This is a genomic window from Candidatus Methanoperedens sp., assembly GCA_027460535.1.
GTDB lineage: Archaea > Halobacteriota > Methanosarcinia > Methanosarcinales > Methanoperedenaceae > Methanoperedens.
The window spans coordinates 1-9,236 of sequence record JAPZAR010000037.1; the positions used below are offsets into that span (position 1 = coordinate 1).

Genomic DNA, 9,236 nt, shown 5'->3' on the forward strand with positions numbered 1-9,236 from the left:
AATCACCTTTGCTAACGATTGTCTTCCATGCATTGGGCAACGAAGACATATAAAACCATGAACTTACTGAAAAATCCCCCGTTCCAAAGTCCAGAGCACCATTGGATGGATTTCCCATTGTTATATAATCATTCATTCCATCAAAGCTCGATCCATTTCCAAACTTACCCGAGGTTGAAGTCGGACACGCATTTCCCGAACATGTGCCGTTGTTCCCCCAGCTGCTCCAGTCTTTGAAGAGGGTTGAACTCTCGCCGCTTTCATTGTTGAACCTCCACCAGCCCGCTAAAGAGCGGTTCCAGTCGATGAAGGCTGTGGTGTTCGCAGAATTGGAAATTGTTGTGTTAATGTAAGCATAGTTCTGGGTCAGGGTTGCTCCATCTGCTGGCGTGGGATCGGTGAAGGAGATCGACGGAGAAGTTGTACCTGAACTGAAATTCATTGAAAGCGGCAGGTAATCGATATTATTTGCATCCAGGGTATGGCTTGAATCACATATCCCATCCCGGTTGCCATCCGTACACGTCTGGCTGAAGCCTGTACCATTGGGATATGCCCAGACGTTGCCGGCGAGATAAGATCCTCCGATAATGTTTATTCCTGGTGTTTTTGTAATGTTCCAGTTATTAGGTAAGTATTGGATGGAATTATTAGTATTGTTAAAAAAGTTATTATAAATAATGTTATTCATACTAACATCCAGAGAGATGCCATTAGTATTGTTCGAGATAATGTTACTGCTCAGCACATTGCAGCAAGAGGTAGCGAATATACCGACGCCATTACCGGTATTACCTGTTATGATACTGCCGTTAATTGTATTGTTTGAAGACGTGACGAAAAATACACCATCTCCATTAAAGCTTGCATTATCTCCACTGAATGTGTTATTAAAACCATTAAATATAGAGAAACCATTGATGTTTGAGTTCGCAGTGCTGTTAATTATACTTCCATTGTGTACGCTATTATAGTGTATGCCAACCGTCCAGCCAGTTACCTTCAGATTTTTTACAGTTACATTTGTTAGCGGGGCCGAATAGTTATAAACATACACGCCGTAACTGTCTGGAGCTTTCACGCCATCGATGGTGTAGCCTGCACCGTCAAAAACCACATTGCTGGAAGTGATGTTAATGCATTTTAATGCACCGCTATTTGTTATGCTCCGGTTGAGCACGTAACTGCCTTGTGAGGAAATATTGCTGCAAGAATCCATTATTTGGCCGCCACCGGGCATTTGCTCAGGCAGATTTATTATCAAATTTAAAGTCATCGGTGGTGGGTCGCTTGCATTAAAAACTGCTGTTTGCTGAGCAGCAAAGTTACCAATGCTGAAAAATATGTTAGAACCATCATCCTCATACGTTCCGCTTACATGTATCATATATCTGCCGGCTGTTGTTATTATAGTGCTCCCTTTTGTGACATTTTCTATGGAGGCTTCCATTAGCGTGCCTGCCGGTACGTCAAATTGATCACTTAGATTTGCGAATCTTACCGTCCCGCTGAAAGTGTTGGGAATCGGAGGAATAGGATCCGCCGAGGAAATTGAAACACCTGTGGTGAAAAGTATTGCTCCGAATAGTATTATTGAGATAATTTTCCTATATTGCATAAAACCTTTTTTCATTTTTTTCCAACACTGAATACTTTAGATGCAAGCAAAACCATAAAAAGAACGACACCAGCTTCGATACCAGGCAACTTAACTGCCCCCCTTCTCTGTAAAACCACCGGCTGTGTCTCATTCTTCTCTTGTGAAATTGTATTTGTTGCTTCTGGGATCGCCGGAGTGCCAACTTTTGGGGGGGCAGTGGAAGTTGCAGTAGTTGTTGTTCTTGATGCTTGAGGCTGTCCCGATCCCGATTGAGTGGATGTTGGCGCAATCTGGCCGGTCTGAGCGATCATCACGGTCAGGTTCAGTGTTCCCGGCGTAGTGCTCCATTTTATGCTCTGGGCCTTTACATTATTAACATAAAAATCCACCAGACCCTGTCCGTTTTCAACTTTCATGCCGTAAATCCCTGTTTGTGACAGTACTGTACTGCCTTTGACCTCTTCGCCTATCATTGCTTTGATCACAGTATCTTTTGGCGCAGGTGCCCCATTGATATAAACGCTGCCGCTCACTACCATCGGAAGCATGGGCACTGCGCTGGCCACCTGTGCAAGGAGAGTTATGCACAATAATATTCTATATGTCCACCGCTGCATAAGTCGCATCCTGAGTCATGAATATCCAATAGCCTCTACCAGGCTCAAAAACATTAAACTCTTGCAGAGAGGGATTTCCAACGATATACATCTTCCAGCCTTCATCAGGCGAATAGGTCAGAAGATGGCTGTATTTTCCATCTATCGAGATTAACGCGCTTTGAACTGGCATATTTCCTGTGGAAGTATGGCCTATCAGGTTCCATCCTGCTCTCAGGAGCATCGAAGGTGGTACGTTTGGACCTGCCATGTTCTTATACGAGAGTTTCTGGTATGATTGATTTGAGGCGTTATTGTATACCCAGTAGCCGCGCAGCGGAGTGATCTTGGAAGGATTTTCCCAAGCGTTGGTTGAAGTATTGTAGTACCATTTGATGTTGAACGGGTCCAGGCTAAGGTTGGCAAAAGCAACATCAACTGCGGAATTATTCAGCGTCTTTGGCACCGATACGAGATTCCACGTATTTCCAACAAAGTTCAGGGTATCGAATGGCCGGGGAGGAGGCGGCGGCGTAAGGATTTCGTATGTCACGAAAGGGTAGTATCTCAGATCAGTTGCGCTGTCCGCAACCCTGAACTTCAACTCACCCATGATGTCAACAGTTCCATCCTGTGTAAGGTCCACTGATTTATCTTTGTTCTTCAGTACAAGGGTATCGGTACCCGCTGCTACTACTTCCATGTTGCCAAATACATCAGAACTCTTAACTTCTGTGACTGACGTACCTATTGCCCATGTGTATCTCAGCTGCACCATATCGCTTGTGGCACCAGCAAAAACGCTGTCCACATATGTTATGAACAATGGAACATCTGTCTCGCCTGCAAAGCTCTTCTCTATGTAAGTATAAACTCCGCCCTGTTGGATTACCTTATCGTCCTTCTTTACGCCATCCTTGCTCAGAACAAGCCATACCTGTCTCGGCGATGCTTTGGCATCAACGCTCTGGGCTAATAGTGTCCAGCCGTCTCCGATATCCCAGGTCTCTCCGACCGTCAGTGACTTCTTTTCATTAGTGGCATTGCCCTGCTCGATTATAAGCTTGGCTAATTTTTTAGCATTGGATTTTATCGGTATGTAGGGCTGCGCCTGCCAGCCTATGATAGGATATTGCCCGGTTCCACTGGCATTGATCTTCAGCATATCAGAATCTGTGGCGTTGAGCTTACCATTTTCGACCACTTTCAAAGTCTTGAAAGTTTTGGTCGTTGTGTATATCAAATTTTCATTAGCTCCATCAATGTTTCTATTTTGGACGCTCAAGACCCATAGATTCTCTGTCTTTAAGTCATTCTTTAAATCGTACCAGAATCCTGCAAAGTTTGAAGCATCCCAATAGCGAGGCGTGGGATCGCTGAGACTGCCTGGTACTGAAATGACCAAGCCGCGTACCTCATATGTTCCAGGCTGAGTTCTAACTACCATTGGGTAATATCTCAAATCGGTGGCGCTGTCTGCCACTCTGAATTTCAAATCACCCATGATGTCAATAGTTCCATCCTGTGTAAGGTCCACTGATTTGTCTTTGTTCTTTAGTACAAGGGTATCGGAACCCGCTGACGTTAACACCATTTTGCCAAATACATCGGAACTCTTAACTTCTGTAACTGAAGTACTTATTGCCCATGTGTATCTCAACTGCACCATATCACCGGTTGAACCCGGGGACACGCTGTCCACATATGTAAGGAACATAGGGACATTTGTCTCATTTGCAAGGCTTTGATTGTAAATATAGATCCCGCCCTGTGCGATGATCTTGTCGCTAACGTTGATACCATCTTTATTAAGAACGAGCCTTGCCCGCAACGTACTTGCATTGATGCTGGCCGCGGTTAAATTCCAGCCATCCCCGATATCCCATGTTTCTCCCACTTCCAAGGTTTTCTTTTCAGTTGTCGCATTGCCCTGCTCGATAACAAGCTTGGCTAATTTCTTAGCATTGCCTTTTACCGGAATGTAGGGCTGCGCCTGCCAGCCTAGGATAGAATATTTTCCGGTTCCACTGGAATTGAACATCATCATATCAGAATCTGTTCCGTTGATCTTACCATTTTCGACCACTTTCAAAGTCTTGAACGTTTTGGTTGTTGTGTATATCAAATTTTCATTAGCTCCATCAATGTTTCTATTTTGGACGCTAACGACCGAAAGATTCTCTGTCATTAAGTTATTCTTTAAATCGTACCAGAATCCTGCAAAGTTTGAAGCATCCCAGTAACGAGGCGTGGTATCGCTGAGACTGCCTGGTACTGAAACGACCGCTCCGCGGATTTCCACGCTATATGCCTGAATATTCGCACTTGCATGCATTGATGTTAGCATTGCAATAAGAATTGCCGATGCTGCAATGACAGCTATATCCAATTTTTTAATCATTTTAATTTCCTCCATTCAACCAACTCACCTGCGACTTTGGGCTGCGTGTAGATAAAAAAACTATTAATACTATAATTCCCCATGCTATTCCAGGAACTCTCCATATACCATTCTTATTTGAGACCATAATCAAGCCACCTCTTTTCACAAATACCACGTATCCCGAGCGATAAGTCTACAACTCATGCTCGCGGGAACTCCACGACCTTATTCAATGAGACATCATCTCACGATAAGGAAATCTCCAAGCTTTTCCGGACGTACTGAGAATATATAAAGCTTGTGAAATTGTGTTGATGTTGCAGAGTCCAGGAATTTCTCGCAGAATTCCGGGAAGAAACACCAAAAAAATTATTAATGAAAAGTAGTTATCGGATCTTGGGGAAGGAGAAGACTGGAGAATGTCGGCTACATTTATAGTGCCTGCGACCTCCTAAGGAGCCAGTCGGGAAACCCATGACCTGCGCGCCTTTATCTGCCGGTTCGTCGCCTGAAATCTAGCACTGTTTGCTCTCCTCTTGTGGATTATACGCTAACGGTTGCATCGGGTTCTATCCCACGCCGCCACTGTAAAAATATGACATTAATGTAACCTAAGTTTGACAGATGGCAGTCTTCTTAAAAGAGAATATTCTCTTTTAACAACAAATTTTCGATATTTTATCAGGAAAATCTATTTGACAGTTGAAAAAAATTCCCCTATTCTTGGCTATTTTTTAGCTTTTTTTCTGGAAATTCCTACAATTCTGAACTAAAATAGGCTTATTATTTGAGTGAAAATAACAAAAATATACCATTCTTGTTTATTTTTTTCGAAAATCTACAGCAACTGTCAAAAAACAAGTGAAAAATCAAAGAAATCGCATTCAACAAACAGAAATAGAACTGTCAAATTTATGCGTGAAAAAATGATGAAAAATGCAAAAACTACGTTTTATCGTTGATAATAAAAATTGTAAAATCATTCAGTAATAATTAGAACTGTCAAATTTGGGATGTAATCCAATCTGCGTTTATCGGCGTTATGCCCGCCGCGACGTATAGACACGTATCTCCTCGTATGGGCCATACGTGTGGGCGATGTCAACTGGCGCAACGGTTGACGTGGACGCACCCTCCCGAGGCGCGACTCGGGGCGTTCATCTGCGGTTTGTTATTTGCGCTATTGGTTGCCTGGGATTCCTATTGGCGCCACAACTGTTAAAAAACATACTTTAAATAATTAATTCCAATCCTGAACCTATCCCCACCACAGACGCATCTCACCTTACCCACTCATACATCCTCACTCAGAATGCCGCTGTATGAAAAATAGCTGAAAAACAAAAAGCGGTGCAGAATCAAAAACTATCTACCTCATATCATTCATCTTAAAAGGATTATATATTTCCAGGTCTTCAACGCCGCTAAAATCTTTACTATTTCTTGTTACAAGAATCAAATCACCAGATAAGGCTGTTGCTGCAATTACGGCATCAGGTAGTTTAATTCTATGGTTTCTTCCAATATCTACCGTTAAGTCTGCTATTTTATTATTTAGTGGAATTGTTTTTGCAAAACTGACGAACTCCTTCGCCTTATCATATCCTTCTTTTGTATGCTTATCCCATCCTAAAAACTCAATCCTTGTAATGATAGAAATATTAAAAGACATTTTGAGAATATTTTCAACTGTATCAAGTTCTTCCAGAGGAATTACATCAGCAAAATAGTAAATGAGAATGTTCGTATCTAATAGATATCTATTCATTCCCTTATCCATTCCTCTCTCAGTTTTTCAATCTCCACTTTAAAATCTATTCTCATATCCTTGTAAATTCCTTTATATTTTGAGGGATTGAAAACTTTTTTCTTCTCCTGCTTTCTCATCGGTCTTATAACCTTATCCTTGTGCATTGCTTTTTGTCTCATAATGCATCTAATTAACTGAATGAGCTATAGATGTTAATAACCTTTTGTTTATGCATAAAAGACAGCTAAAATCACTCGGAAAAACAGCAGCGTTGGCAGTTTCTATGTATTCTTATCCCTTACAGCAACCATTGGCCGCAATGCTGCCCCGTGTGCACAAGCGCCTTCCCATGCTCCCCCCACAGTTCCCGGGAAAGCGGCGCGCACTTGATGAACTGGGGGCGGGCGACCACGATTGAGATGATTTTCATATTCTGCTCTTAGATATAACGCGGGATATATAAATAGGGCGCTTTTGGACATTGCGGGGATCTTTGGGCTGGTGGTTGTCCCGGTTCTCACAGAGGGCCATGACTATGAAAATATATAGTTTTTAATTCAATTTATCATAATCCCTATCAACAAATCTGCGTTCATCATGCCGAAACCCTGCGGGTTCTCGACTCCGCGCACACGCATGGCGCAGCCATGCGTGGACACGCCCTCCAGAGGCGTGACTCTGGGCGCCTTCATCTGCGGTTTTTTTTCGTTCCGTAGGTTGTTTCGGCCTTTTACGAAGCGCCGAGACTGTTGAAACAATTAATTAATGTAATCAAACCTGCGTCTATCCGCGGTTTTTTAATTTACGCTATTGGTTGCCTGGGATTCCTATTGGCGCCGCCACAGTATAAAGATATACTTTATGTATTCTTATCCCATGCAGCAATCCATGGTCATAGTGCTGCCCCGTATGCACCAGTATCTCCTCATGTTCCCGTCGCAGTTCGCGTGATAGCGGCGCGCACTTGATGAACTGGGGGCGGGCGCCCACGATGGAGATGAGCTTCATTTGTGTATCTGGGTTCTTTTAACTATTGAAATGTATTTAAATGTGTTTACTATGGTGTATTGATGGAGGGAAAACACATGTGCATCCGCGAAATTAGCGGCATCTGTGTTCTATTCTATTTTGATGGCATCTGTTCTTTTGTGAGCGGTGGTTGCTTGGGGTTCGTATCGTGCGCCGGGGATTTTATATATAGTATGTGATTATATTATCTTTTAATCTGCTTATCAGGTTTCTGAAGGTGGCGACAGGAATATTCACGGTTTCCAGACAGTTATGCCTTCGATTCGCTCAAAATCGCTGTCGTTGGTCGCGATATCAGATATTGATTCATATTTCATTACAGCTATATGCAGAGCATCATGCGTTAAAAGCATGTTTGCCTTCGCAACATTAATACTGCTTTTAAAAACGTCCGGCGAGATCTCACGTACAGTTAGATTGTCTATCTCCTGTATTCTATCGATATCTTTCCATGAAGCCTCAAGCAAAGGAATTTCTTTGTAATTTTTCTTCAAAAATGGAACTGTCTCTTTTATCGAAATCTGAAATTTATCTGATGCCTCGATTAAAATCATCTTATGGAGAACTTCATCAAGAACAAGTGTTGAAGTAACACCATCGATCGCTCCATTTTCAACATCTTTTAAAATTCTATATGCGCTTTCACTAAACTTCGGATGATCAAATACCTCATATAGAAAGATATTGGCATCAATGAAAACTCTTTTACCCGTTGGAATTATGCTTAATCCTCGTTTAAATCCCATATTTCAGCCAATATTATTTCATCGATCTTGTCCTTATTTTCAACTTTAATAGATCCTCTGAGTTCATCTACGATTGTCTGTTTCGATCTTCGGGATTTTGGTCTTATTAAAATCTCATGTTTTTCGGTCAGAATTTCAAAGTTCTCAATACCGAGTTGCCTTAGCACTCCTTTTGGGATTAGAATTCCTTCTTTGACCATCTTGATTTCCATTTTCAAATCCTCTAACACCAGTTAGATATTCAATTTATATAAGGTTCACGTAGCTTATCGTATGATTTTTTTAAGTATAGGAAACTATAAGCACTTATTCCCATCTTGCGTATTGTTTTTTCTCAGGACAATTGATGTTCACAAGCATCTGTTACGACAAGGAATACTTTCACATTGCTTGCATTGTCATCTATGAACCAAGTTCATCTCACTCAATATTATCGAAAACATTCAAAATCTTATTGCTTGCACTTTCGCCAGCACACATATTCTGCTGAATGCTTGTGGGAACCGGTTTTTGTACAGTCCCAATAATCCTGCCCTTATCCGCCCCCACCAGCACATTCCACCCACCCTCCAGCGTCTCCACCCACTCTGTATTCTCCCGCAGTGTGATGCACGGCACTCCCAGCACATACGCCTCCTTCTGAATACCTCCTGAATCGGTCAGTATCTTCTTCGCACTTGCCATAAGCTTAAGCATATCCAGATATCCCAGGGGCTTGATCAGCTTCACATTCTCAGGCATCAGCAGCCCATATTCCCTCAGATATTTCTCAGTCCTCGGATGCACAGGAAACACCACAACTCCGCCAGTCTCACCCAGCGCCTCGATGATATTCGTCATGTTCTCCCTGCTGTCAGTGTTGCCAGGACGGTGTACTGTGATCACAAGATACTTACCCTTCTCAAGCGCAAGCTCCTCGATTATTCCGGACTTTTTCTCGGCTATCTTCAGGTTATACTCAAGCGCATCCACCATCACATCCCCCACCAGGTACACACCTGCTGAAATACCTTCATTTGCCAGATTATCCACCGCAGTCTGTGTAGGGCAAAACAACAGGTCAGATATATGGTCTGTCAGCACCCTGTTGATTTCCTCGGGCATGCTCCTGTCAAAACTGCGCAATCCAGCT

The 9,236-nt window shown here is 42.6% G+C and carries 11 protein-coding genes; 1 reads left to right on the forward strand and 10 read right to left on the reverse strand.

Annotated elements, in window-relative coordinates:
• The 5 genes from O8C65_16000 to O8C65_16020 form a co-directional block, all read right to left on the reverse strand.
• Window positions 1-1,618, reverse strand: a 1,618-nt coding sequence (locus tag O8C65_16000; GenBank protein ID MCZ7358421.1) for a right-handed parallel beta-helix repeat-containing protein, incomplete at its 3' end; no start/stop codon positions are given.
• An 11-nt stretch (window positions 1,619-1,629) separates the two neighbouring features.
• A complete protein-coding gene (locus tag O8C65_16005) occupies window positions 1,630-2,217 on the reverse strand; it encodes a hypothetical protein (GenBank protein ID MCZ7358422.1) in 588 nt (195 codons plus the stop codon).
• Complete coding sequence (locus O8C65_16010; protein MCZ7358423.1) at window positions 2,198-4,597, reverse strand: S-layer protein domain-containing protein; 2,400 nt, start codon at window positions 4,595-4,597, stop codon at window positions 2,198-2,200. The genes O8C65_16005 and O8C65_16010 overlap by 20 nt, the downstream gene beginning before the upstream one ends.
• Before the next feature lie 1,351 nt (window positions 4,598-5,948).
• The gene (locus O8C65_16015; protein ID MCZ7358424.1) at window positions 5,949-6,359 is read right to left on the reverse strand and encodes a type II toxin-antitoxin system VapC family toxin; all 411 of its coding nucleotides are present in this window, start codon (window positions 6,357-6,359) and stop codon (window positions 5,949-5,951) included.
• Window positions 6,344-6,508: a hypothetical protein gene (locus tag O8C65_16020; GenBank protein ID MCZ7358425.1), complete on the reverse strand. Its 165-nt coding sequence runs from the start codon at window positions 6,506-6,508 to the stop codon at window positions 6,344-6,346. Before O8C65_16020 ends, O8C65_16015 begins: the two co-directional genes overlap by 16 nt.
• A 50-nt stretch (window positions 6,509-6,558) precedes the next feature.
• Here O8C65_16020 and O8C65_16025 point away from each other — a divergent pair, with 50 nt between their 5' ends.
• Window positions 6,559-6,747 (forward strand): hypothetical protein, encoded by a 189-nt coding sequence (locus tag O8C65_16025; protein ID MCZ7358426.1) that lies wholly within the window; start codon window positions 6,559-6,561, stop codon window positions 6,745-6,747.
• Between the two features lie 139 nt (window positions 6,748-6,886).
• Here the strand turns inward: O8C65_16025 and O8C65_16030 are convergent, their stop codons facing one another.
• The 5 genes from O8C65_16030 to O8C65_16050 form a co-directional block, all read right to left on the reverse strand.
• Complete coding sequence (locus O8C65_16030) at window positions 6,887-7,021, reverse strand: hypothetical protein (protein MCZ7358427.1); 135 nt, start codon at window positions 7,019-7,021, stop codon at window positions 6,887-6,889.
• Window positions 7,022-7,136: 115 nt separating this feature from the next.
• Window positions 7,137-7,337: a hypothetical protein gene (locus tag O8C65_16035; GenBank protein MCZ7358428.1), complete on the reverse strand. Its 201-nt coding sequence runs from the start codon at window positions 7,335-7,337 to the stop codon at window positions 7,137-7,139.
• Between the two features lie 254 nt (window positions 7,338-7,591).
• Window positions 7,592-8,104, reverse strand: coding sequence for a type II toxin-antitoxin system VapC family toxin (locus O8C65_16040; protein MCZ7358429.1), 513 nt, complete (start codon window positions 8,102-8,104; stop codon window positions 7,592-7,594).
• Window positions 8,083-8,316, reverse strand: coding sequence for a hypothetical protein (locus O8C65_16045; GenBank protein ID MCZ7358430.1), 234 nt, complete (start codon window positions 8,314-8,316; stop codon window positions 8,083-8,085). Before O8C65_16045 ends, O8C65_16040 begins: the two co-directional genes overlap by 22 nt.
• A gap of 208 nt (window positions 8,317-8,524) precedes the next feature.
• Window positions 8,525-9,236, reverse strand: a 712-nt coding sequence (locus O8C65_16050) for a UDP-N-acetyl glucosamine 2-epimerase (protein MCZ7358431.1), incomplete at its 5' end; no start/stop codon positions are given.